The organism is Bacillus sp. JJ1532, from assembly GCF_036965085.1.
GTDB lineage: Bacteria > Bacillota > Bacilli > Bacillales > Cytobacillaceae > Cytobacillus.
This window is the reverse complement of record NZ_JBALOW010000033.1, coordinates 1-24557: the sequence shown is the minus strand read 5'-3', so window position 1 is coordinate 24557 and position 24557 is coordinate 1. Positions and strand designations below refer to the sequence as shown.

Annotated in this window: 24 protein-coding genes and 1 pseudogene; 17 read left to right on the top strand and 8 right to left on the bottom strand. The window is 38.7% G+C overall.

Features of this window, described 5'->3' with window-relative positions; genetic code table 11:
• Positions 1 to 143 precede the first annotated feature (143 nt).
• Positions 144 to 689 (top strand): sigma-70 family RNA polymerase sigma factor, encoded by a 546-nt coding sequence (locus tag V7122_RS12330; RefSeq protein ID WP_438824784.1) that lies wholly within the window; start codon positions 144 to 146, stop codon positions 687 to 689.
• The gene (locus V7122_RS12325; protein ID WP_335346669.1) at positions 670 to 1701 is read left to right on the top strand and encodes a hypothetical protein; all 1032 of its coding nucleotides are present in this window, start codon (positions 670 to 672) and stop codon (positions 1699 to 1701) included. The genes V7122_RS12330 and V7122_RS12325 overlap by 20 nt, the downstream gene beginning before the upstream one ends.
• Before the next feature lie 20 nt (positions 1702 to 1721).
• On the opposite strand, the gene V7122_RS12320 is transcribed toward V7122_RS12325, so the two are convergent.
• Complete coding sequence (locus tag V7122_RS12320; RefSeq protein ID WP_335346668.1) at positions 1722 to 2951, bottom strand: MFS transporter; 1230 nt, start codon at positions 2949 to 2951, stop codon at positions 1722 to 1724.
• Positions 2952 to 3109: 158 nt separating this feature from the next.
• A complete protein-coding gene (locus tag V7122_RS12315) occupies positions 3110 to 3550 on the bottom strand; it encodes a hypothetical protein (protein ID WP_335346667.1) in 441 nt (146 codons plus the stop codon).
• Between the two features lie 153 nt (positions 3551 to 3703).
• Between V7122_RS12315 and V7122_RS12310 the strand changes: the two genes are divergently transcribed.
• Positions 3704 to 4846, top strand: coding sequence for a DEAD/DEAH box helicase (locus tag V7122_RS12310; RefSeq protein ID WP_335346666.1), 1143 nt, complete (start codon positions 3704 to 3706; stop codon positions 4844 to 4846).
• A gap of 69 nt (positions 4847 to 4915) precedes the next feature.
• Entirely contained in the window at positions 4916 to 5050 is a 135-nt protein-coding gene (locus V7122_RS12305; RefSeq protein WP_335346665.1) for a hypothetical protein, read from the top strand.
• 211 nt (positions 5051 to 5261) lie between these two features.
• Here V7122_RS12305 and V7122_RS12300 read toward each other — a convergent pair whose 3' ends face one another.
• A complete protein-coding gene (locus V7122_RS12300) occupies positions 5262 to 6788 on the bottom strand; it encodes an FAD-dependent oxidoreductase (protein WP_335353365.1) in 1527 nt (508 codons plus the stop codon).
• Positions 6789 to 6952: 164 nt separating this feature from the next.
• Positions 6953 to 7108 (bottom strand): hypothetical protein, encoded by a 156-nt coding sequence (locus tag V7122_RS12295; RefSeq protein ID WP_335526977.1) that lies wholly within the window; start codon positions 7106 to 7108, stop codon positions 6953 to 6955.
• A gap of 191 nt (positions 7109 to 7299) precedes the next feature.
• On the opposite strand from V7122_RS12295, the gene rraA reads away from it, so the two are divergent.
• Together rraA and V7122_RS25755 are read left to right on the top strand one after the other, a co-directional pair.
• Positions 7300 to 7779, top strand: a complete 480-nt coding sequence (gene rraA / locus V7122_RS12290; protein WP_335346662.1) for a ribonuclease E activity regulator RraA — start codon at positions 7300 to 7302, stop codon at positions 7777 to 7779.
• A 96-nt stretch (positions 7780 to 7875) separates the two neighbouring features.
• A pseudogene (locus tag V7122_RS25755) lies at positions 7876 to 7975 on the top strand (group II intron maturase-specific domain-containing protein); the annotation flags it as partial.
• A 918-nt stretch (positions 7976 to 8893) separates the two neighbouring features.
• On the opposite strand, the gene V7122_RS12285 reads toward V7122_RS25755, so the two are convergent.
• Positions 8894 to 10366 carry an alanine/glycine:cation symporter family protein gene (locus tag V7122_RS12285; RefSeq protein WP_335526974.1) on the bottom strand — a complete coding sequence of 491 codons (1473 nt, stop codon included), beginning with the start codon at positions 10364 to 10366 and terminating at the stop codon, positions 8894 to 8896.
• Between the two features lie 438 nt (positions 10367 to 10804).
• On the opposite strand from V7122_RS12285, the gene V7122_RS12280 reads away from it, so the two are divergent.
• Entirely contained in the window at positions 10805 to 11968 is a 1164-nt protein-coding gene (locus V7122_RS12280) for a M20 family metallopeptidase (protein ID WP_335354087.1), read from the top strand.
• Between the two features lie 91 nt (positions 11969 to 12059).
• Here V7122_RS12280 and V7122_RS12275 read toward each other — a convergent pair whose 3' ends face one another.
• The gene (locus V7122_RS12275; RefSeq protein WP_335354086.1) at positions 12060 to 12980 is read right to left on the bottom strand and encodes a VanW family protein; all 921 of its coding nucleotides are present in this window, start codon (positions 12978 to 12980) and stop codon (positions 12060 to 12062) included.
• 238 nt (positions 12981 to 13218) lie between these two features.
• On the opposite strand from V7122_RS12275, the gene V7122_RS12270 reads away from it, so the two are divergent.
• From V7122_RS12270 to V7122_RS12250, 5 genes are all read left to right on the top strand, one after another.
• Positions 13219 to 13563, top strand: a complete 345-nt coding sequence (locus V7122_RS12270) for a flagellar basal body rod protein (protein ID WP_335346745.1) — start codon at positions 13219 to 13221, stop codon at positions 13561 to 13563.
• Between the two features lie 21 nt (positions 13564 to 13584).
• Positions 13585 to 14232 carry a PspA/IM30 family protein gene (locus V7122_RS12265; RefSeq protein ID WP_335346746.1) on the top strand — a complete coding sequence of 216 codons (648 nt, stop codon included), beginning with the start codon at positions 13585 to 13587 and terminating at the stop codon, positions 14230 to 14232.
• Positions 14233 to 14356: 124 nt separating this feature from the next.
• Positions 14357 to 15091: a cell wall-active antibiotics response protein LiaF gene (liaF, locus tag V7122_RS12260; protein ID WP_335354085.1), complete on the top strand. Its 735-nt coding sequence runs from the start codon at positions 14357 to 14359 to the stop codon at positions 15089 to 15091.
• Positions 15088 to 16134 carry a sensor histidine kinase gene (locus V7122_RS12255; protein WP_335354084.1) on the top strand — a complete coding sequence of 349 codons (1047 nt, stop codon included), beginning with the start codon at positions 15088 to 15090 and terminating at the stop codon, positions 16132 to 16134. Before liaF ends, V7122_RS12255 begins: the two co-directional genes overlap by 4 nt.
• The gene (locus V7122_RS12250; RefSeq protein ID WP_335346749.1) at positions 16127 to 16759 is read left to right on the top strand and encodes a response regulator transcription factor; all 633 of its coding nucleotides are present in this window, start codon (positions 16127 to 16129) and stop codon (positions 16757 to 16759) included. The genes V7122_RS12255 and V7122_RS12250 overlap by 8 nt, the downstream gene beginning before the upstream one ends.
• Before the next feature lie 102 nt (positions 16760 to 16861).
• On the opposite strand, the gene V7122_RS12245 is transcribed toward V7122_RS12250, so the two are convergent.
• Entirely contained in the window at positions 16862 to 16987 is a 126-nt protein-coding gene (locus V7122_RS12245) for a hypothetical protein (protein ID WP_438824713.1), read from the bottom strand.
• 382 nt (positions 16988 to 17369) lie between these two features.
• On the opposite strand from V7122_RS12245, the gene V7122_RS12240 reads away from it, so the two are divergent.
• Together V7122_RS12240 and V7122_RS12235 are read left to right on the top strand one after the other, a co-directional pair.
• Positions 17370 to 18644, top strand: coding sequence for an L-cysteine desulfidase family protein (locus tag V7122_RS12240; protein ID WP_335354083.1), 1275 nt, complete (start codon positions 17370 to 17372; stop codon positions 18642 to 18644).
• A 287-nt stretch (positions 18645 to 18931) separates the two neighbouring features.
• On the top strand, positions 18932 to 20254 hold the full coding sequence (locus V7122_RS12235) for a polysaccharide biosynthesis protein (protein WP_335526971.1): 1323 nt from the start codon (positions 18932 to 18934) through the stop codon (positions 20252 to 20254).
• Between the two features lie 43 nt (positions 20255 to 20297).
• Here the strand turns inward: V7122_RS12235 and V7122_RS12230 are convergent, their stop codons facing one another.
• Positions 20298 to 20807, bottom strand: a complete 510-nt coding sequence (locus V7122_RS12230; RefSeq protein ID WP_335354081.1) for an acyl-CoA thioesterase — start codon at positions 20805 to 20807, stop codon at positions 20298 to 20300.
• 271 nt (positions 20808 to 21078) lie between these two features.
• Between V7122_RS12230 and V7122_RS12225 the strand changes: the two genes are divergently transcribed.
• From V7122_RS12225 to V7122_RS12215, 3 genes are all read left to right on the top strand, one after another.
• The gene (locus V7122_RS12225; RefSeq protein ID WP_335354080.1) at positions 21079 to 22059 is read left to right on the top strand and encodes an alpha/beta hydrolase family protein; all 981 of its coding nucleotides are present in this window, start codon (positions 21079 to 21081) and stop codon (positions 22057 to 22059) included.
• A 184-nt stretch (positions 22060 to 22243) separates the two neighbouring features.
• Complete coding sequence (gene ggt, locus V7122_RS12220) at positions 22244 to 24013, top strand: gamma-glutamyltransferase (protein ID WP_335354088.1); 1770 nt, start codon at positions 22244 to 22246, stop codon at positions 24011 to 24013.
• 148 nt (positions 24014 to 24161) lie between these two features.
• Positions 24162 to 24488, top strand: a complete 327-nt coding sequence (locus V7122_RS12215) for an SCP2 sterol-binding domain-containing protein (RefSeq protein WP_335354079.1) — start codon at positions 24162 to 24164, stop codon at positions 24486 to 24488.
• Positions 24489 to 24557 lie beyond the last annotated feature (69 nt).

The window sequence follows — 24557 nt, the reverse complement described above, 5'->3', positions numbered from 1 at the left end:
AGTTAGTAAAGTGCAACTACTCTTCTATCAAAAACTCCCTTTATAATTGAAATTCAAATAACATACAAATATCCACCGATTTATTAATTTTTTGGAACCTTTCTGCACCAATTGAGGTCTAATGAGCACAAGGGGGGATGATGGTGCTTTCGGAAAATGATGTTCTTCTTGCCCAGAGCGGGAATCAGGAGGCTTTTATACGATTAATACGAAATTGTGAATCTTCCCTTTATCGGGTAGCGAAGGGGATTCTGAAAGAAGAATTGGATTGTGCAGATGCAATACAGGAAACGATTTTGAAAAGTTATCATTCTATTTCTAAGCTGAAAAATCCAGCCTATTTCAAAACATGGCTAATTCGGATTTTAATAAATGAATGCAACGATATGTTAAAGAAAAAGCAGAAAAGCCTCTCGTATAATAATATGGAAAACTTGGCTGAGCCTCAAAAAGCTGAAAATGAATTTGATGAATTAAGAGCAGCTATATCAAAGTTAAATGAAAATTACCGAACAGTTGTCGTGTTATTTTATTTTGAAGATTGTTCCATAAAGGATATAGCACAAGTTCTTAATATTAGGGAAGGCACAGTAAAATCAAGATTAAACCGCGCACGGGCGATGCTCGCAAACTATCTTAATCAGGTGAATGATGAAGGGAGAGATGAAGATGGACCACTCAAAATTTGACACGAGCATCAAAAAGATAATAAAAGAAGAGGAGTTTGAAACACCTCTTGCAGTAAAAGATCGAGTCTATCATACCCTTTCGAATTTGCCGAAAAAGAAAAAATCCTTTACTCTTCCAATAAAGTATTTATTAAGCGGGGCAGTTTGTATAGTCCTTACTGTCGGAGCCATTTATTTTTTAACAAGTGATAAAACACTCCTGTCCACTGAAAACGCTGCAGAGAAAAAAGACAAAGACGAGAATATCGTTATTCATGATTACCTATATTCTGGGGAAAGCGAGCATTGGATAGCGACACATGAATTTTTTGGAAAAGGTGTATTTTCAAAAAAAGAGAATGGACGTATTGGTTATGAAAGTGAATCGGAAGAATTTTTTTATATCGAGTATAAAGGCGAATTTGCAGAAATAAAGGGAAAACCTTTATCCTATAGCTTTCAAACAACCGCAGGTGGAAGCGGCAGATCATTGGACGAAATGGATAAGAAGTCATTCTCCAATCATTCAGGGCCAAATAGCGGTGCAATGATGCAGGAAAATGAAACGGTTGAAGTGATAGTGGAATGGGATGGGAAAAAGGAAACCTTCCTCCTGCACCCAGATAACACAAGGAACTGGAATATAACTCCAACCTTTCCTGCACCATCTGATGGAGGACATCAATCTATGTTAAGAGGCTTAAAAGGGAAGGCAGTTTATATGGATTCAGAAGACATAAAGGCTGGTAAAGCTTACAAAATAAGATGGTTTTTTTGGGGAGAGGATTTAAAGGAGAATCCAGGAGAATCTCTTACAATAACTGCCACTCAAAAGGATACAGGTAAGAGGATTGAGATGGTTCGGGCAAATAATTGGGAAATTCCCCTTCCGCAAAATGAAGATTTAAAGGATGTACTAAAAGCACAAGCCTCACAGCATGTAAAGATGACCTTTCCATCTTCTGGAGTATGGAGGCTTGATGCCCATATCGGAAATAAGTATTATGCTAGCATTGTTTTGGAGGTAAAATAAAGCAAAGAATGCCCAACTGATTAAGAGGGCATTCTTTTTTTACTCAAGCTTACTCCAGCCATTTCAGAATTTCGGTTCATAGCGATTAGTAAAATAAATCCACTCACTATTAGGAGCAAACTTGTTGTAATAAATACAGCTGAAAAGCCAAAATATCCTGAAATAAGTCCGCCCATTACGGGACCAATAATATTTCCGAAAAAGCGCAGACTTGTATTGTAGCCAAGAACTTCCCCCTGCATGGCGATGGGCGCCTCCTGCCGGATATAAGCAATCCGGACGGGAATAATTCCTCCGATTGTCACGCCAAGAGTAAATCGAATGAGCACCAGCTGCCAATAATTCGTGACAAATCCTCCGGGCAGATAGAAAAGGCCAGCCAGAAAAAGCAAAATAACTAGAATTTTGATATAGCCGTAGCGGTCGGCAATTCTTCCCCATCTTCTAGCCATCATCAAATTCCCCAGCCCACCTGCAGAAAAAGCAATTCCGGCAAAAAATGCAAGGTTTTCCGTACCATGAAGCTCACTGACATATAAAGAGAGAATGGGCTGGATGCTAAAGTGAGCCATTTGAATAAGAGCTGAAATGAGCAAAACGGTTAACAAAACAGGGTGGCGAATAATATGAAGAATGACTTCTTTACTAGAATAACTTGTTTTCTTATCTTCCTTATTCTGCAGAATGATTTCTTTCGTTAATAATACGAGCAGAGCGGAAATAAATATGAAAATCGAAGTCCATTTAAATGTATCAGCATAACCGAATATATCTGCAAGTGCACCGCCAAGCATAGGACCCATCAACGAACCTGTAATACTGCCGGTCTGTAAAGTCCCCATTACCTTTCCTGCAATATTCTTTGGGGTTTGAGTTGAAATAAATGCTTGCGACATCGGAATAAAGCCTGTAAAGATCCCCATAAAAAGCCTGAGCATAAAAAGCTGCCAGACAGAAGTGACGTATCCCATGAGGAAAATGGATAAGCCCATTCCTAAGCCTGAAACAATGAGAATTTTCTTTCTCCCGTACAAATCACCAATTCTTCCCCAGATTGGCGAGAAAAGAAAAGCCGCAACAAAGGTAATGGCAAACGTCCATCCAGACCAATGCTGTACATAAGCCGAGGAAAAATTCCCAAACGTCTCAATGTACAGAGAGATAAATGGCAAAACCATCGTCATGCTGCCAGCCACGAAGAAATTGGCGAACCACATTATGAATAAATTCCGCTTTGAATCAGGATTCATTCCTTTCTAACACTTCTTTCCTTTTTTATTTCGTTTCCCTAAATATAGTATACATCAGATTCCAAAAATATGAAGGAATATGCAAATTAGGAGGGATGGGCAAGATGTACATGTGAAACCATAGGAGCAATGAAGGTGAAACCTATTATTGATAGGTCTCACCCTTTTTTAGGGGTTATTCCTAACTCTTTAGTCATTTTACTAAAGTCTAAAATATTCCCATCTATTGTAAAAAAGTAAACATTATTTTCATCATCAAAAATCATGATGTAAGGGTCTTCTCCAATTGGATAAAAAATACTCATTTCGTCTACAAGAGTGTGAATCCATTGATTTTGAACTTCAAGAGGAGGGCGAAGAGGAATCCTGACAATAAAGCCCTTATTCGGAATTGGATTTATTTTTTTATAAACACCGGAAATATTAGATAGATATTTTTCTGCTTCTAAATGAATGGTAGCAGTAGAAGGGATTTCTTTTATAACCTTTGCTTCATCTATATGATATACTTCAATCTTCTCCCCTTGTTCCCTGGCATGAATAGGTGAGGTATAAACAAGTAATCCTATAAATAACATGCTGAAAACTATACGGTACAAAGGATTCACCTCCTCATTAATAATATGACCGGGCAGGTGTCTCACTATTCCTCATAAAAGCTGACAAAGACTAGACATCTTTTGCGTGATACGCTAGTATCAGTAGCGAAAATACTTTTCAAAAAATGAATGTTTACATATAAGGAGTCCTTTATGACACAAACTTTAATTAGCGAACTAAAACCATTTATCCAAGAGGTTTGGAAAAAGTCGAATTTCTCACAGCCTACAACGATCCAGTCAAAGGCAATACCTGCTGCACTTGACGGAAAGGATCTTATTGCTGAATCACCGACAGGGACTGGTAAGACGCTGGCTTACTTATTGCCGATTTTAGAGAAAATTGAAAGCGATCAAAAGAGCATTCAGGCCGTGATTCTTGCTCCTTCCCAAGAACTTGTCATGCAAATTTTTGAAGAAATTCAAAAGTGGTCTGAGGGCAGCGGAATTCGGGCAGCCTCTTTTATTGGGGGCGCCAATGTTAAGAGGCAGCTGGAGAAATTGAAAAAACATCCTCATATAGCTTTGGGAACACCAGGGAGAATGCTGGAGTTAATTAAACAGAAAAAACTAAAAATGCATGAAGTTAAGACGATCGTGCTTGATGAGGGAGATCAAATGCTTGTTCCTGAGCATTTAGAAACGATCCGAAATATCGTGAAGTCCGCTTTAAGTGATCGTCAAACGATATTATTTTCTGCCACTTTGCCGCAGGGAACAGAAAAGCTGGCACGCGAATTAACAGCAGATCCTGAAATCATCAGAGTTGAAAAAGATGAAACGATCAACGCTGCCAATGTTGATCATATTTACTTTATTACGGAACAAAGAGACAAAATCATGATGCTTGAAAAAATCTCAAGACTGGAATCCATTAAAGCACTTGTCTTTGTCAAGGATATAGGGAATTTAACAGTCATGTCAGAGAAGTTATCTTATAAAAATATTTTAACAAGCACTCTGCATAGTGATTTAAATAAAATCGATCGGCAAAATGCCTTAAAGGATTTTCGGACAGGAAAGACGAATTTGCTGCTTGCGACAGATGTAGCGGCTAGAGGGTTAGATATTAAAGATGTCACCCATGTCGTTCATTTCGATTTCCCAAAAGATTTGAAGCAATATGTTCACCGTTCAGGAAGAACTGGGAGATTTGGCGCGAGCGGAACAGTTATTTCCTTAGTTACAGAGAGAGATGAAAGAGAACTTAGGAAATTTACGAAGGAGCTTGGCATACAAGCTTCAAAGAAAGTAATGCGTGCTGGTAAAATAATCGATTTCGATGAACGAAAATAATCATTAGAATAAAGTTTCAATATTCGCCCATACTACTTTTTGAAATAGTAAAAAGGAGTCGAGGAAGCTATGGGCAGAAAAAAACAGGGTAATGCAAATGCGGAACGCAATAAGAATGCGAAAAAAGGCAATCGGACGAGCTCAGAGTTAGTCGAGTTTACAACAGGCCATGATAATCCGCAAAAAAGCCGCCGACAAGAGTAATAAGGGGCAGTTATAATTTTAAAAAGTAGGCTATGTTAGCGATTATTGTTGATTACCAGCCTACGTGCGAAAAGGTTTTATTCGGGACGAAAACAAGAGTGAGCAGGTATGCATAAGGCTGGTTTGACTGCCAATAAAATACACTTGCAAAGTCTTAAAGAAAATAGAAAAAATCCTCTCATATTTTTCATGAAGAGGATTTTTTCTATTTCTACTGTAAATCGATTTTCTTAAGAGGTAATTTGGTTGGTCCGTTTAGTACTTCTCCATCATACGTGTACCTTGATCCATGGCATGGACAGTCCCATGTCCTATCTCCCTCATTCCACTCTGTTTCACAGCCCATATGTGTGCAGGTTGTATTAACGAGATGAATGTTTCCTTCTTTGTCCCGATATGCTCCAGCTCTTTCTCCTTTAATCATTACTACAGCGCCTTCATCCTTCTCGATATCATCGAGCTCTTTTGGCGAAACGGCAAGCTTTCCTTTAATGAGATGACCAGCAACATCTGTATTTATAGAAATAACCTTTTTAAGACTTGGATCTGCCTGGAATCGAGAAGGAGAGAAAAGCTCTTCATAAGGATTTTCCTTTCCAATAATAATATCCTTTAGAAGCATAGCTGCCGCTGTTCCATTCGTCATTCCCCATTTTCGGAAACCAGTAGCAACGAGAATATTTGGTTTAGTGGCCGTAATTCTACCTATATAAGGGAGTTTGTCCAATGTAACCAAATCCTGCGCTGACCAGCGGTAAGGGAATTCGGTAATCCCAAAAACCTCTTCTGCGAAGCTTTCAAGTGCTTCATAATGCTTCATTGTATTAATACCCTGCCCTGTTTTATGGCTCTCGCCTCCAACAAGGATTAATTTATCCCCATTATATGGCGTATATCTGAGCGAACGGGTTGGTTCATCAGCGCTTATATACATACCTTCTAGGAAATCTGTGTTTGTTTTGATTCCTAGTATATAGGACCGGTCGGCATGCATTCTTGCAAAATAAAATCCCATTATGTCTACAAATGGGTAGTGAGAGGCAACAATTACTTGTTTACATTTTACACGGTGTCCATCTCTTGTAATCACTACAGGATGGTCATTTTCCCCAATGTCCACAGCAGTTGTATTTTCATAAACAATGCCGCCAGCATCGAGAAAATCCTGAAGTAAAGTATTTAAATACTTTAATGGGTGGAATTGTGCCTGGTTATTCATCACAAGGGCTGCTTTTGTATTAATATTAAAAGGAATAGTATCCTCTAGCTTGCCATTAATCCCTAGCTTTTCGTATGCTTCCATTTCCGTTTGAAGTTTCTTCTCATACTGATCTGAAGTTGCATACATAATGGCACGCTGATCACTAAAGTCGCAATCAATCTGTTTATCTTGTACTTGGCTGCGAACAAAATCAATCGCACCCATTTCCGCTTCGTAATAAAGCTTTGCCTTTTCCAGACCAAAGTGATTAATAAATTCATCGTAAATTAATCCATGCTGGGCGGTAAGCTTTGCCGTAGTATGGCCAGTTGTTCCAGTTAGAATGTTTCCAGCCTCCAAGATAGCTACCTTTAACCCCTCTTTCACAAGAAGGGAACCAACTGTAATTCCGGTAATCCCGCCTCCAACAATGGCAATATCAACAGAAGTATGTTCAGTGAGCTTTCCGAATGACGGAAGGGGAGCTTCTCTCCAATAAGACTCAGGAAATTGGGGCATTTTATTATTAGATGACATACCTTTCCTCCTATAGGTTTCTTCATCCATAATTTTTCCAATAGGTGTCATTTGTATACAAGCTGTAGGAGTAATAACGATAAGATATTATTAAGCGAATAAAAGCCGGCTATGATAAAATAGCCAGCTCATTCATTCGAAATAAATCAAAGGTCATCACTTTTTTATTCTCCGCTTTCAGTCGCTTCATCGTTTGGTATAGGATCTATCGTCTTTGCGTCTTCCAGATTCAGTGCTTTATTCGTAAAATAATGCAGAATGATTCCAACAATACCTAAGGAAATGACAAAACCGAGTGTTGTCACAATCATTAATATCATCATAATGCCTCCTTTTTTTGCGATCCTTGTAAGGCTAGAATCATTTATTCTGGTATTACTATTGAAAAAAGGTGACTCATTTAAGATATATGCTCGGTAAACACATATTTTTCCGATAATAAAGGGATTATCATTATTTATAATGAAATAAATAGAAGATGAGAAACAAAAATAGCTTAGGAGGTTGAAGGATGATGAAGAAAACAGCCGATCTTTGTGATAAATACGGAAAGGAATTGGAAGTATGCCAGCAAGAATTCCGCTCGTTCGGAAAAAAGAAGCAGTTCTATGGTCCAATTTCAACAGTGAGAGTATTTGAAGATAATGTGTTAGTGAGACAATCATTAGAAACAATACCAGAAGGAAATGTCCTTGTAGTGGACGGAGGCGGTTCGAAAAGATGTGCGTTGGTTGGGGATATGTTAGGTGAAATTGCTGTCACCCGGAAGCTTGCAGGTATCATTATTAATGGATGTGTTAGAGATGCAGCAGAGCTGGCCAAATTGGATATAGGAATTCTCGCGCTTGGAAGTAACCCATTGAGGAGCAAAAAGGATGGGAAGGGAGAAATAAATATTATTGTTACATTTGGAGGGATTGATTGGAATCCCGGCGATTACATTTATGCGGATGAAGATGGTATAGTTTTAAGCTCTAAAGAACTGATTTAAAAAAGCGAAGAGGGAATCCTCTTCGCTTTTTTTAGTGCGCCCGGCATGGGTGTAATCTCTAGGGTGAAAGTCCCGAACTGGCTTATGGAAGACTGAAAGAAACCAAAGACAAAGATACGGAACCTTATTAGATTAGGGCGTTCCAGACTGGAAAGCCTATGAATGGGGAAATAGTCGAAAAGGCTATTGGCGAATTCATCACTTAGGTCGCGTTAAAGTCGCGTTTGCGATTTTTTCTGTTTGTAAAATAAATATCTGAGTAAATAAAATAAACTGGAAATAATATAGACTAACAAATCAATATGTGATATATTGGTTTTAAGTTTAATTGACCTAATAGAAAGAAACCAATTTTAATTCAGCTGGAGAATACATAAATGAATCAAAGCCGAAGCTTATAGATCTTGAAGCTTTCATGATGCTGTTTCTATTCCCAAACAAATAGCGTGATGTTTCCAAATATTCCAGATTTCTGTGGGAAAAAGGAAACGAATAGCGTAATGTTCCAAATTTTTTAGATTCCTAAGAAAAAAAGGAAACATATAGCGTAATGTTTCCCAATTTTTTAGACTCCTGTGAAAAAAAGGAAACAAATAGCACTATGTTTCCAATTTTTTTAGATTCCTAAGAAAAAAGGGAAACAAAGAGCGTTATAATTCCAAATATTCCGGATTCCTATGAAAAACAGAAAACAACGGGAAATGTCCGATATTGTGAGTGAGTGGGGGAGAAAATCTTCCTTGATGTGCCTATCAGTTTGGATTGATAGAGAAAGGATAATTCTAGTATTTGTTAATGAAGGAGCCGAGATGGAGAGCATTGCCGATGATTTCATGAGTGCTCTGAAGGATCGAGATACCGCGATAATATTCTCAAGCAAGTTATAGATTGTGTTCAGGGTATCAAGAGATTCATTACTGCTTTGAATTACCGATTGTCCCAGCGAAAAATGTTAGTTCTTTCACTTGAAATACGTAATTCGTATAAAATAAATATAAAAAGGGGCTGTCTCATAAGGTTATTGAGCTCCTTATGAAACAACCCACCTCTATTATAATGTTATAGACTTCAATTTTTTATTTAACGTGAGTTTTTAGCGGATGAAAGTTTCACATTAAGAAACGTTCTTTTTCTTTCTCTGTTCTGGACTTTCGTATCCATTTGCCCAGAAATCAGCATTCTTAATTCCATATTTAGATGAATTGAATTCTGGATCTTTTCCTTGTTTAAGTTGCTCTTCGTAGTCCTGTAAAGCAATAAGCGCTGGTTTAAATAACAATAGAATCGCAATTAAGTTTAGCCATACCATAATTCCGAGTCCGATATCTCCCATTGCCCATGCTGTTGATGCAGTTTTTACGGATCCGAAGAAAATGGCTCCTAAAAGGATGATTTTTAGTGCAATAAAAGCAATTCCCCTGTATTTACCCCGTACGAGATAGGCCAAGTTTGTCTCTGCAATATAGTAATAAGCATAGATAGTCGTAAAGGCAAAGAAGAATAAAGCAATGGCAACAAATCCTGCACCGTATCCAGGAATGAGCGTATCAACTGCCGCTTGAGTGTAACCAGCTCCTGGTTCAACTCCTGGAAGGTTTTCAGTTAGTACTGTTCCAGTTTTTTCGTCGATAACATTGTATTGTTGTGTAAATAAAATCATAAATGCAGTCGCTGTAACAACTAAGAATACGTCTAAATAAATTGAAAACGATTGAACAAGACCTTGCTTAACTGGGTGGGAAACCTCTGCTGCTGCTGCTGGGTGAGCACCTGTACCCTGACCAGCTTCATTCGCATATAGACCGCGTTTTACTCCCCACATAATAGCTGAACCAATAATACCGCCAAACATTTCTTCAGCTCCGAAAGCGCTTTTAAAAATAAGTCCAAATATTGCTGGAATATCTGCAAAATTAGATCCAATAATTATAAGTGCAATTAAAACATAAGCAGCTGCCATGAAAGGAACGACCCATTCTGCAACTTTAGCAATACGCTTAACTCCGCCAAAAATAGTAAAACCAACAAGTGCGACAACGATTAGACCTGTGATTGTTTTGTCAAGACCAAAAGCGTTATGAACGCTATCTGCAATTGCATTTGCCTGTATACCTGGCATTAAGAAAGCCATTGCAAGCAATGTTGCCACTGCGAAAACCACCGCAAACCATTTCCAGCCAAGTCCCTTTTCGATATAGTAGGCAGGACCCCCACGATACTCACCATCTTGCTTTTCTTTATACATTTGAGCAAGAGTCGACTCTACATAAGCGGATGCTGCACCGATAAAGGTAATGACCCACATCCAAAAGACAGCACCTGGTCCACCAAAAGCAATACCCGTTGCGGTTCCAGCGACATTCCCTACACCGATACGGCCTGATAAAGACATCGCTAATGCCTGAAACGGAGAAACCCCCGCATCGGAACCCTTCCCTGAAACCACTAGTTTAACCATTTCTTTGAAGTGACGAATCTGCAGGAATCTGGTGCGAAAACTAAAATACAAACCAGTTAAAACAATGAAACCTACCAATACAGGGCTCCACAGCAACCCGTTAATGGTATTTACAATTTGATCAAACACAAAAATCCCCCTTTAATATTTTTTATGAAAATAATAGATTTCGAATTAAGTATAAATTCAATAGAATTAAATTTCAATATCTTTTTTATAATCAGAATTTTATAATTAAAAAACAATAGATGTAGCTAATTATTTCCAAAATATCACTATTTTGGTAGAGGGAACTATAATAAAATTCTTTTATTCCTCAATTATTACTAAACATAATTTGAATTTCCGCTTGCCAGTAAGGTCTTTTCAGGTTTCATCTATCATGAAATCTTTCATTTGTATAACTAAACCTCAATATATTTATATTTTTTTATCCAATAATAGTATTATTCGAATAATTCTAAAATTAATATAAAAATATACTTATATTGTAAATCATTGAGAGATGGAAAAAGAAATGATAGGAAAAGATACAAAGCAAATATATACAAGTTGGAGTGATAATCTTTGTTAACTATATCAAAATCAGAAGTTCTAGAGTTACTTAGGGATCTAATAAGAATCCCATCAGTTAACCCTACTCTTGCACCGGAAGAGGGATACAATGAAGTACAAATAGCCGAATTTGCGGTAAATTGGCTCAAAAAACATAAGGTTGATGCAAGGCTAGAGTTTGTTGAACCTGGTCGACCTAATGTGTTTGCCGAAGTTGGAGACGGGGACGGTCCGACCCTTTGCTTATGTGCACACTTGGATACGGTTGGAACGAAAGGGATGGAAATTGCCCCATTTGATCCAAAAGTAGAGGGAAGCAGAGTTTATGGAAGAGGTAGCTGTGATATGAAGGCCGGTATAGCTGCCATAATGAGTACTGCAGCTTCATTAGCGGCCTCAGGTTCCATTAAGGGGAAAGTAATATTGGCCCTTGTTTGTGATGAGGAATACTCAAGTATCGGAGCGGATCACTTTGTGCTTCATCATAAAGCAGATGCTTGTATCCTAACTGAGCCAAGCGATTTGAAAATGGTCATTGCCCACAGGGGATTCTTGTGGGGAAAAGTAACTACATGGGGTCGTAGCGCTCATGGCAGCAGATGGGATCTGGGAGACAGTGCCATTTCAAGGATGGGCAAGGTCATCGTTGGACTAGATGATTTAGATAAAAATGTATTAAGGAACAGAAGGGAAGATCTCGTTGGCCCCGCATCCATGCATGTAAGTCAAATTAGTGGAGGTGTTGGGATTTCTACTTATGCACCAGAATGTCAAATTCATATTGAAAGGCGCACTCTACCTTCAGAAAACATATCTAATATAAAAACAGAGATTGAAAAAGTGGTACAGAATGTAGCTGAAGGTTCTCATATTGATTGGTATTTTCAACGGAATCCTTTTTCATGTAATTCCAGTGAATTGATTGTTCAAAAATTAACTGAATCCTACAGATTATTAGTAGGAAGGGAGCTTGAAAGTGTAGGATGGGGATTTTGGACAGATGCAGCTATATTCCAACAGGCGGGTATTCCCACTGTTAATATTGGTGCTTCTGGATTCGGGCTCCATGAACCAGTAGAATGGGTTGATTTTGATTCTGTCATAATGAATACAAATTTATTAATAGATACTGCAACAACGTTTCTCCGAGAAAAAAGAATGATGACAGAGGTTTAAAGAAAAGATTTCGGATATTCACTAGAAAAAAGGACCGGGCAGTTTTTGCCCGGTTTTTCTCATCCCCAATAAAACTCTCCTGTTACAATATTCAACTTTTTTCTCCGGTGCTTGGGATTTCTTCAGGCAGAGTTTTCGAAGCACCCGGAACGATTCGGGGCTCATATTCGATTTCATCAGATGAATAAATGTGGATCGCAATTTGTCCTCCGGCAGCTCGCGCCCGTATTAATAATGGTAAGCTATATTCGTTTTTAAAGCTGAAGTCTGGTCCATACCAGCTGACCGCAGCATCCCTTCCATTTGGTACATACGGAACGCTTTTGGAATGGGAATAGCGTTCGATGATTTTTAAGCCAGCCCGGTCAGCCGAGTTATAAAGGGTGGATGAGACTTGGCAGATTCCCCCGCCAATATCCTCAGCTAACTCTCCTCGAACAATAACAGGCGCACGCATATAGCCCCTATTCTTCGTTCGCTTTCCCACAACACGATTAAAGGAAAAAGTCTCACCAGGAAAAACAACTTGATTATTAATGGCTTCTGCCGCAAGAGCAATATTATGAGAGCGTGCTTTATTGCCTTGATTAAAAAAAGTCACATATCTTCCAATCCGCTTAACATGAATATGCAACAATAAATCCCGATCCACTCGTGGATGAATCGGAAGTATTGGCACTTCTATTTTAGAAGTATTCGCATTGTAAAAATATGTATAAAACAGATCTGTAAAGGCTCTTCGGTGTAATCTCCTGCCAATTTCTTCAGCTACTACATTTCCTGATTGGCTAATATAAGCATTTTTTGGTGCTTGATATGTTTGTTTATCTACCTCTTCAAGAAGATCATTTAGTTTTTCTATATCGATTAAAGGAATATCTGGAAAAGGGGTTGTGTAATCTATTCGGTTAACCGTAAGGACTGATTCTCCCTCGCTTTCAATTGTTAAGCTATCAGGCGGTTGAGCAGGCTGGATAAATAGTAAAATTCCGCAGAGCCAAGCTAGGTTCATGTTATGGCACACCTCCTAATTCTAGTATGGTTTAGTGCTGAGAATTCATGTAAGGTTCCTTGTTATTATTTAAAGTCCTGCTAGGTAAAATTGGTCGTCTTTTACTGTTAGTTTTCAACGATCTACCTTTAGGCCGTTCATATGCTCGGTCTCTGGACCTAGTTGAAAATAAAGCTCAGGCTCGTTATGAGAAGAATGAAATAAAGGTAAGATGATATCAAGAAAGGAGGAAACGAAAATGAAAAAATTCGGTTTACTATTAGCAGGAGGAATTGCTGCATTTGTATTATTGTCAAATCTGGGACCATTGGTGGCGCTAGGAATCAGCATCGTTATTCTGTACTTCGTGTTTAAACAATTTCTGAAAACAGATTCAACATTAATGAAAATTGGCTGGGGGATCATCGGCTTTATTGCTCTGATGGCCACTGCCTCCAATATACCAGCAATCCTTGGTATTGCAGCTGCTTATGTCTTGTACGTTGTGTATAAAAAATGGAATGAGAAAAAGTCAGTCATTGTAGAAGACAACGACCCATTCACAAATTTTGAAAAGCAATGGTCAGAATTAAAGAAAGACTAATAATCTTAAGGAGAGAGACAAATGACAAATCTATTTACTCGTATAAAAAACACTGTTTTAGCAGATATCAATGAGGCACTAGATCAAAAGGAAAAGAAAAATCCGATTACGCTCTTAAATCAATATTTACGTGATAGCGAAAAGGAAACGGAAAAAGTCCGCAAGCTGCTGGAACGCCAATATGCATTGAAGGAAGAGTTCAGCAGGGAATATCGTCAAGCAGAGGACTTGGCAACAAAAAGAAAACGTCAGGCTGAAATTGCTTCACAGGCTGGAGAAAATGAACTTTACTTATTTGCTTCCGCGGAGCATGCACAGTATGAGGAACGTGCGGCACGCCTAAAGGATGCACTGAACCAATCAAACCAGCAGCTTGCTGAATTAGAAAGAAAATATGAAGAAATGAAGCATAAGCTGAAAGATATGCATATTCGCCGCATGGAGCTCATGGGCCGTGAAAATATGACGAGGGCTCAAGTGAAAATGAATCAGGTGCTGGATCAGGACATTTCATCTAATAAGTCAACTTCCCGTTTTCAAGAAATTGAGTCGTATTTAGATCGTTTAGAAAATCAAGTAAACAGCTCCTATTATCGCAGTACGATTGACGCACGCATTGCACAAATAGAAAAAGATATGAAAAAAGAAGAAACCCATTCTATTTCATAAGGGAAACATGGTATTCTAAAAAGGCGTGGAAATCTGCGCCTTTTTTGGAAGTTTCATAGTGAACATTTTAGAACCATTCATCATCATTGCGCTAGTGCTTATTTAATTAGGAGGGAGGAGTCCCATGATAAATAGAGTTAAGAGTGAATATATAAGCTGGATATTATTGTTGGGGGCAGTTGTTCTCTTTTTGGAATTTACATTTTTTAATTCGGGATTGATTTTCTCCCTCCTTGTGGAAGTGGGCATGATTTATATCGGGAGGAAATGGATGCCACGTAAATCCGGAAAACTCCTGTTTTGGCTCGGAATTATCTTTTTGATTATTAGTATTTTTAGTATGATTACTTTTAAATTTTTTCTGTTGGCGATTTTAATCCATTTCTTAATCCAATTCGTTCAGGCTAAGAAAAATCCAGCACATATTAAGCCTGATTTGAAGGAACCAAGTTTAAATCTGGAGATGGAAACACTCATTCGGCATAAGCCGCTTTTCGGCAATCAATTATTCGGACAGCAAAAGACTCCCGATCACGTCTATGAATGGAGCGATATTAATATTCAGACAGGAATTGGGGATACCGTTATTGATTTAAGCTACACTGTTCTCCCAAAAGGGGAAACGGTTATCTATATAAGAAACTTAATTGGAAACATTCAAGTCCTTGTTCCTTATGATATAGAAATAAGTGTAAATCACTCTGTATTAGCTGGTTCGGTTGAAATCTTTGGAGCTCAGGAACCAAAGGTTTTTAATCAGACATTGAAGGTTCAAACTTCAGGGTATGATCAAGCTGAACAACGTGTCAAAATTTTTACCTCGATCCCCGTAGGTGACTTAGAGGTGAAGCGCGTATGAGTATTGTTCAGCGTCAAGTCGTTATAGGAGTAGCTGTGTCCATTCTCATCTGCAGCTTCTTTATTCTTTCTTTTCTATTTCGTTTTCCGCTGATTGATTGGAAAGAGCTATGGGATACAAATGTTATGGATATTCCATATGTTATTTTTGTTCCGAGTGTCAGTATTTTTATTGGTATTTTGTTCGGCTTAATTTCAGGATTCAATTGGAAGAAGCAAATTCAAACAGTCGATAACTGGCTCTATCATATTGAGGAAGGGCGGCAAATAGAAACGAAAGAAATGAATGCCCCTCCTGATTTGCACTCAATTGTAAACAGAGTAGGCAAAATTCAGAAGCAAATTGCCGAACAGGCGAAACTGTCACAAAAGCTGGCAACAGAAAAAGCGGAGGATATGGAGAGCCGCGTGCAGGAAGTGATCTCTCAGGAGCGAAATCGTTTGGCAAGGGAGCTTCATGATTCTGTCAGTCAGCAGTTATTCGCGGCTTCTATGCTAATGTCAGCTATCAATGAGGCAAAGCCTCAGACAAATGAAAGGGAAACGAAGCAATTAAAAATGGTGGAGGAAATGATTCACCAGTCACAACTCGAAATGAGGGCCCTTTTGCTTCATTTAAGACCTGCTGCTTTAAAAGGAAAATCCCTTCAAGAAGGAATAAAGGAATTACTCATCGAATTATCACAAAAAGTAACGATGGATATTAAATGGAAAGTCGAGGACTTCCCTCTTGATAAAGGAATAGAGGATCATTTATTTCGCATTCTTCAAGAATCGGTTTCTAACACCCTCCGCCATTCGAAATCATCGAAGCTCGAAGTTTTGCTAATTCAAAGGGATGAGTTTGTTATTTTAAGAGTGGTAGATGATGGGATTGGTTTTGACGTTGAGGAAGCAAAAGCTGGTTCCTATGGTCTGCAGAATATGCATGAACGAGCGGTTGAGGTTGGAGGAACGCTCAAAATCATTAGTTTGAAAAATAGCGGTACACGACTTGAAGTGAAAATTCCTATTATGAAGCAAGAGGGTGAGGCCAATGATTAGAGTTTTATTTGTTGATGATCATGAAATGGTGAGAATCGGAGTTTCCTCATATTTATCTGCACAACCCGATATTGAAGTGGTTGGTGAAGCTGACAATGGAAGAACAGCCATTGATATGGCATTAGATTTACGTCCGGATATTATATTAATGGATTTGGTCATGAAGGAAATGGACGGAATTGAAGCAACGAGAAATATTATTGAACAATGGCCAGACGCGAAAATTATTATTGTGACAAGCTTCTTGGATGATGAGAAGGTTTATCCTGCTCTGGAAGCGGGAGCAACAAGCTATATGCTGAAAACTTCAAAAGCTAGCGAAATTGCTGAAGCTGTCAGATCCACTTATCAGGGACAATCTGTCTTAGAACCGGAAGTAACGGGAAAAATGATGGTGAAAATGAGGCAGAGGAACCAACAGCTTCCTCATGAAGAATTGACAAGCAGAGAAATGGAAATACTCTTGCTTATGACAGAAGGAAAGACCAATCAGGAAATCGCTGATGAACTGTTTATCGCCTTAAAAACTGTCAAGACTCACGTCAGCAACATTCTCAGCAAGCTCCACGTTCAGGACCGGACTCAGGCTGTAATCTATGCCTTTAAGCATTCACTTACAGAATAACTATGAAAAGACCAGCTCAAAGTTTATTTTTCGAGAAGGTCTTTTTTTATTATTGTGGTTTCGACTCTAAGAGTGCTAGGCATCTATAAAGGACAGTTTTCATTATCGAGTTTGTTGGGTGGACAGGTTTGGCGGAATCATGGATTGTATGAAAAGTCCGTCACCTTCAAGCCATTCAGCTAGAAAAACATCTTTATAATCAGTAATGCCTTGAGAGGATAGCTGCATTTTTAACCAGTCCTCCTTAAAACCAATGTCTTCATGATCTCCTCATACATAGCATTTCCAAGCATTTCGCTTAAAACAATCTAAGAAATAAATGTAAAAGGGAGAAATTTGTTTAATAATCTTTCTACCGACAATTTTGACGATGATAAACAAAAGGAAGAAACCAACAACTAGGTCAATGGTTAAATGTAACAGGCTCAATACAATGTCCCTCATTAAAAGTGAATTTAATCATCCTATTACTATTATTTTCCTAAAATTAAGAAGTTATGAGTGCAATTGGTACACAACTGCATTTTCCAGATAATGTTAATAACGTGTGAAACATAAAAACAAATGTTATGTTAAAATTTAATTAAGATTTTAGACAGGTGGCGAAAAAATGGACAAACATAAAATATTAGCAATTTTAGAAAAGGAACTTGTTGTAGCACTAGGATGTACAGAACCAGTTGCTATTGCCTTGGCTGCAGCAACAGCGAAAAGCTATGTTGAAGGAACGATCCAAGAAATTTGCGTAAAGGCAAGCGGGAATATTATCAAAAATGCAAAGTCTGTTGGAATACCTGGGATGTCTGGAAAAGGGCTGGACTTCTCAGCAGCACTCGGAGCGGTTGCAGGAAACCATGAGAAAGAATTGGAATTGTTAGATGGATTAACAAAGGAAGACGAGCTCTTGGCTTTGCAGCTGATTGAAGAGGGTAAAGTGAAAGCAGGGCAGGCTGAAACACCAAAAAGACTTTATATTGAAGTAACGGTTCAAACAGAAAAACAAATTTCAAAAGTAGTGATTTCGGATAATCATAGCAATATTACGTTGATTGAAGTGGATGGCAAGCCTGTGTTCCTTGGCGGCTGCGAGAATATTGGCATTCAAACCGAAGAGGAGGAGTTAGAAAGTTTAACCATTGATGAAATTTATCATTGGGTACTCCAGGCTGATGTAAAGGATTTATCATTAGTAAAACGGAGTATAGAATTAAACCGGGTTATCGGGATGGAAGGTTTATCTGGAGATTACGGTTTAAATGTCGGAAAAACCATTAAAGAGAATGTAAAAAAGGGGTTCCTATCCGATGATTTAGCAACTGCCGCGATGTCACTTGCCGCTGCTGGCTCAGATGCACGCATGGCAGGTTCGACACTTCCGGTTATGGCCAATACGGGCAGCGGGAACCAAGGGATTGCTGTTACTCTTCCTGTCGTGGCCGTAGCCGAAAAACTGCACGTGTCGGAGGATAAAATGATTCGGGCTGTTGCTTTAAGTCACCTGATCACGATCCATATCAAGTCAAAATTTGGCCGTCTGTCTGCCTTATGCGGTGTAACAGCTGCGGGAATGGGTGCAAGCTCCGCTATTGTTTACCTGCTGGATGGCAATCTTCAGCAAATAAAAGCAGCGGTACAAAATACAATCGGAAATGTATCTGGGATGATATGCGATGGGGCAAAGGCGGGGTGTGCAATGAAGGTATCTACCTGCTCAAATGTAGCTGTCCAATCAGCATTATTAGCCCTCAATCACCAAGAAATTCAATCTACTGACGGCTTTATCCACGATGACGTTGAGAAAAGCATCGAAAGCTTTTGCAAGCTAGGAAATGAAGGTACCCGTCAAACAGATGAGCTTATTTTAAAATTGATGCTTGAGAAATAAGGATGGATGAGAGAAGAAGGCAAGAGATTTTGCTGGCCTTCTTCTTTTTGCATTCAATGTAAGTGTTTTTCCGTTCTTTAGTTAAAAACGCAAACATAGGTAACCTCAATGTAAGTTATTCCCCGCATCTTCACTAAAAAACATTCCACTCAAAATCGATTCTCAAAAAAACAATTCACCTTTACAAACAACATAAATAATATTCCAAAGACTTGTCTCATATCTTATACAATACGATTCTGGCAATACAGCCAGTGATACTTGGCGGATGTATAAGGAGAGGCATAATGAATAAATTTTTTAAAGGAACATTATTGTTAGCTGTTGCCGCATTTGCGGGAGAATGCATCGAATTTCTAGTGAATATGGTATTGGCACGTGAACTTGGGGAGAGAGGACTCGGCATGTATATGTCCATTCTTCCAACGATTTTCTTGATTGTCTTGCTGGCGAGCTTTGAACTTCCCATCTCCATTTCGAAGTTTATTGCCGAAAAAGACAAGAAATACCATTATAGCATGCTCAACCATGTCATTAAATTAACCGTTATCTTCACAGCTATTTTATTACCGTTGGCTATTATCATTATCCCGTTTATCTCTGTTTTTGATCAGTATCATCCTTATCTTAGATGGGCTGTCATCGCCTTTATCCCGATTGTTTCTTTCTCTTCCATTACAAGAGGGTTTTTTATGGGAAAGCAGCAAATGGGTAAAATTGCCACTTATAATTTTATGAGAAAGCTTATACAGCTGATATTACTCGTCTTCCTATATCAAATATTTCAATTTGATACACAAACGGCTGTTTTAATTGCCTTTTGTACTTTTATAGGGAGCGAGATTGTTGTTTTCTTTTACTTGCTTCATATGTTTATCCTGCAATTTCAGCACGTGAAAAGGGAGCCAATTGAAAGAATGAGCGGGGGGACAGTATGGAGAAGCTTGATGGCAGTTTCCATTCCGACAACCGCATTGAGAGTATTCCATGCCTTGACACATGCGGTAGAGCCCTTCCTCATTAAGGCAGCTTTACTACAAGCCGGAGTGAGCGGGATTGTAGCAACTGAGCATTTTGGTATGCTGGCTGGAATCGCGATGACGGTAGGTTTTTTTCCGGCATTTATTGCCCATTCCTTCCTCATAATGCTCATTCCAACCGTTTCTGAAGCTTATGCTGAAAAAAATACTGACAAGCTCCAAAGCCTTCTGCAACAAGTATGTATAATCACATTTCTTTACGGGATCCCAGCTGTTATTTTCTTCTACTTTTTTGCTGAACCGATCACACTAAACTTTTTCCATTCCTCTGATGCTGCTATTTATTTACAAATGCTATGGCCGTTTTTCCTGCTGCATTATTTCATCATCCCCATGCAGGCCTTCCTAATAGGCTTGGGACTTATGAAAGAGGCTTTTTACCATTTTGTTTGGTCAACGATTGTATCCTTTTCAGTGATGTACGTACTCGGTTCCATGCACAGCTTCCAGATGGATGGCATAATCATCGGGATGAATGCAGGGGCTGTTCTGTTATTTCTTATGCATTACCTGACCATTTGCAAGAAAATTGGTGTTAGTGTACTGCTATCTCCAGTCAGATTTAGATGAAAAAGCAAGAGCAGCCTAGTTGTGGCTGCTCTAAAAAAATTCTTTAGGGAAGGTCAATCTTGTATGATTTTACCCTCTCCACACTATCTTGTTTTCGCTTCTTTCGAATTTCTGCACGTTCTTTTGCTGATTCAAATAAGCTTTTTTCCTCATCTGATTCGGGGATGACTGCAGGAACCGGTGTAGGCTTTCCGTTTTTATCAACCGCCACCATGGTTAAGAAAGACATGGCACAAACATTACTTTCCCCTGTTAATAAATCTTCCGCTATAACTTTTACAAATACTTCCATAGAGGATCTTCCAGTATATGTTACAAAGGCTTCTAAGCAAACTGCATCACCTTGATGAATGGGATGGAGGAAATCAACCGAATCCGTTGAGGCTGTTACAACATTTCTCCTTGCATGCCGCATACCTGAAATCGCGGCTGCATCGTCTATGTAAGCCATTAATTTTCCCCCAAATAACGTCCCGTAAGCATTTGTATCAGGCGGCAAAACGATACTAGTTTTGACTACATATGAATCTTTACATTTTTTTGACGCTTCCATATTGTCCTCCTATAAATCTGAACTGATATATACAAGATTAATCATAACAACAAAATTTTGATACTGTTTTAAGTTTATCTTTTTAAAATGTTAATACAATTTGTTTTATATATAAGTATGCACGTTTTTGCTGCTCATTATTTTGATTACTTTCACCATATTATCAATGTAAAGTTCGTTTGGTGGAAAAAAATATTTGAACGATTTTTTTCCTCGGACGTCTTAATAAAAGGTAAATACGAAAATTAATAAAAAAGGGCGGATGCAAATAATGAGTAAAGAGTTTGAAGTAATGATTAAAGGACAGTATCCGTTAGCAGCGACATTATCCATTCCAGAAGGAAATCTTGAAAAATACCCTTTAATTGTTATGGTACACGGAAGCGGCCCCATTGATCGCGATTCGAATGCTGAAGGAATGCCTATGAATATTTTTAAAGAATTAAGTGATGTAGCTTCATCTGAAGGGTTTGCAAGTATTCGTTATGATAAAAGAGGAGTTGGCGCGAGTAAAGGTGACTATTATGAAACAGGCGTGTACGATTTAATTGATGACGCACAGGCTGTGATGGAATTTGCTAAAGGTCATCCAAAAATTGGAGCCGATAAAGTGATTTTACTCGGTCATAGTGAAGGGACTATAATCGCACCATTTGTGAATGAAAGGGTACCAGCAGACGGAATGATCCTGCTTGCCGGCACAGCTGAACCTTTGGCAGAAACGATGGCATGGCAGAGGCAGGAAATCATGAATAATATTCGATCTTTAAAAGGATTTCAAGGTTGGCTAACTAGATTACTAAAAGTAGATGAGAAAATTAATAAAATGAATGATGACTTAGTAAAAGTCCTTCAAGCCTCGGATGAACCGGTCATAAAGTATAAAGGAAAAAAAGTGAACGCTAAATGGAATCGTGAGACAGTACAATTTGATGTATCCAAACCGTTACAAAAGGTAACCTGTCCTGTCCTTGCCATCACCGGATCAAAGGATGTCAATGTGAAGGTAGGCGATTTAGAAAAAATTAAAGCACTCGTTCAAGGAGAATGCGAAACACATATTATTCAAGACATGACTCATATGCTCCGTAAAACCGATGTTGAATACAGTATGAGCAAGATTATGAATAATAATAAGAAATCAATTAGACAACCTGTAGACGTTGAATTAAAAGATAAAGTGATTGATTGGTTAAGAAATTGGAAGAGTAGAGAGGCACAAACCTCCCATTTTGAAATGGTGGAAAAATAATATATTTCCAACTTTAAATTTAATAGGAAACATTGAAATTCACGTTATTTTATTAACTAAGTCTTTCTTACTCCTTCATATAGGAATTTATATTCAAAAATTTAATAGGGTCATGTATTTCTTCATATTACTGCCTTTTCTCCATAAAGTAGATATGAACAAGTCTATGTGAGGGGGAGAAATGATGGGGAGAATTTTGAAAACAGGTTTCGTCTTTTTATTCAGTGTTCTATTAATCATCGGAACACTGCCTTTTAATGTTCAGGCGAAGGCAAAAAAGGTCGACTATGGTACATATAGTCAGGTAGCGTCAGGGAAGGATGGAATGGTGACTACTGCTCATCCTTTAGCATCAGAAATTGGTGCAGAGATCCTAAAAAAAGGGGGAAATGCCATTGATGCTGCTGTGGCCATCCAATTTGCTTTAAATGTTGTTGAGCCCATGATGTCGGGGATTGGCGGCGGCGGTTTCATGATGGTGTACGATGGCAAAACGAAGGAAACAACGATTATTAATAGCAGGGAAAGAGTTCCACAAGGTGCAACGCCTAATATGTTCCTAGATAAAAACGGCAACCCTATTCCCTTTGCTGAACGTTCCACTGGAGGTACAGCTGTTGGAGTTCCAGGAACTTTAAAAGGATTAGAAAAAGCATTGGAGATATGGGGGACTCGCCCATTACCACAGCTTATTAACCCTGCAATTAACCTAGCGGATAAAGGCTTCCCTATTGATTCCGTTTTAGCTGAAGCCATTCAAGATAATAAGGAAATGCTCGCAAAAACAGCTGCAAAAGGTGTATTCCTTCCAAACGGAAAACCATTGAGTGAAGGAGAAGTCCTTGTTCAAAAGGATTTAGCTCAAACCTTTAAGCTAATTCGTTCAAAGGGCGCCGATGGTTTTTATAAAGGTCCTGTTGCCCAGGCAATAGCTAAAACGGTACAAGATTTTGGCGGCTCCATGACATCAGAAGATTTATATAAATACAAGGTAACAATCGACAAACCAATATGGGGAGACTACCAGGGGTATCAGATTGCGAGCATGCCTCCGCCAAGCTCAGGTGGAGTGTTCCTGCTGCAAATGTTAAAAATTTTGGATGGCTTTAATCTTTCCCAATATGATGTCAGGTCATGGCAGAAATACCACTTGCTTGCGGAAACGATGCATCTCGCTTATGCTGATCGAGCTGCATACGCTGGAGATCCTGAATTTGTAAATGTACCATTAAAAGGGCTCCTGCATCCGGAATACATTAAGGAGCGTCAGAAGCTTATTAACCTTAATCAGGTAAACCAAAATCCAGCGGCAGGAAACCCATGGAAATACGAGACAACTGCAGCAAATTATAAGCTGAAAAAGCAGCCAAATGATCGTAAATACGGAGAGACGACTCATTTCTCCGTAACAGATAAATGGGGGAATGTTGTCACCTATACTACGACCATTGAGCAGCTGTTTGGAACTGGGATTATGGTTCCGGGTTATGGGATTCTTTTAAATAATGAACTAACAGACTTTGATGCCATTCCTGGCGGTGCCAATGAAGTGCAGCCTAATAAGCGTCCATTAAGCAGCATGACTCCTACGATAGTATTTAAAGATGGAAAGCCAGTGCTAACAGTTGGTTCTCCAGGTGGTCCGACCATTATTACCTCTGTGCTTCAAACAATTCTTCATGCCATTGAGTATGATATGGAGCTAAAGGCAGCAGTGGAGGAGCCAAGAATTTACACAAATAACCTGAATTCATATCGTTATGAATCTGGGATTTCTGCGGATATCCTAAATCGCATAAATAGTATGGGACATAAATTTAGTTCTGAGCCTGTCACGATCGGAAATGTCCAAAGCATCTATATTGATCATAAAAATGGTACGTTCAAAGGTGTTGCTGATTCCAGCAGGAACGGCGCAGCGATTGGAATAAATGAAAAAGGAAAGAAAAAATAATACGAAACACGCAGCGCCTCTATAAGTGGGGCGTTGTTTGTTTTAGGCGGCTTTGTAAAAAAAATGAATGATTATTCATTTTGTGAAAGGAAATAAGCAAGTTAGATAGAATTATATAAGAAAAGATGACAATAAGAGGTGAAAGAGTTTGTCAGTTAAAACAGAGCTATTTCAACTAGCAGAAAAAATGAATGCAAATCCAATACATATTGAGAATGAGAAGGGTCGGGTTTTTCAAGTTAATCTTGATGAAAGCGGAACTGTACAGATTATTTTAATGGGCGGGAAGGTAGAGGTCGTTGATGGAGCCCCTCTGGAGCCTGAGGTGGCATTGAGTATGAGCGATAAAAATTTTTCTAAGCTTTTAAAGGATAATTTAAACACGGCAGTTGCCTTTATGACGGGCGGCTTAAAGATCGAAGGAAGTCTTGGATTGGCTTTAAAGCTGCAGGAAATCGTGAAGAAATATAAATGAGAAGATGGGCAGCTGCCATTTAAATTTTATAAGGAACAAGTGGTCATCAGTCACTGCATCTGGTTCCCG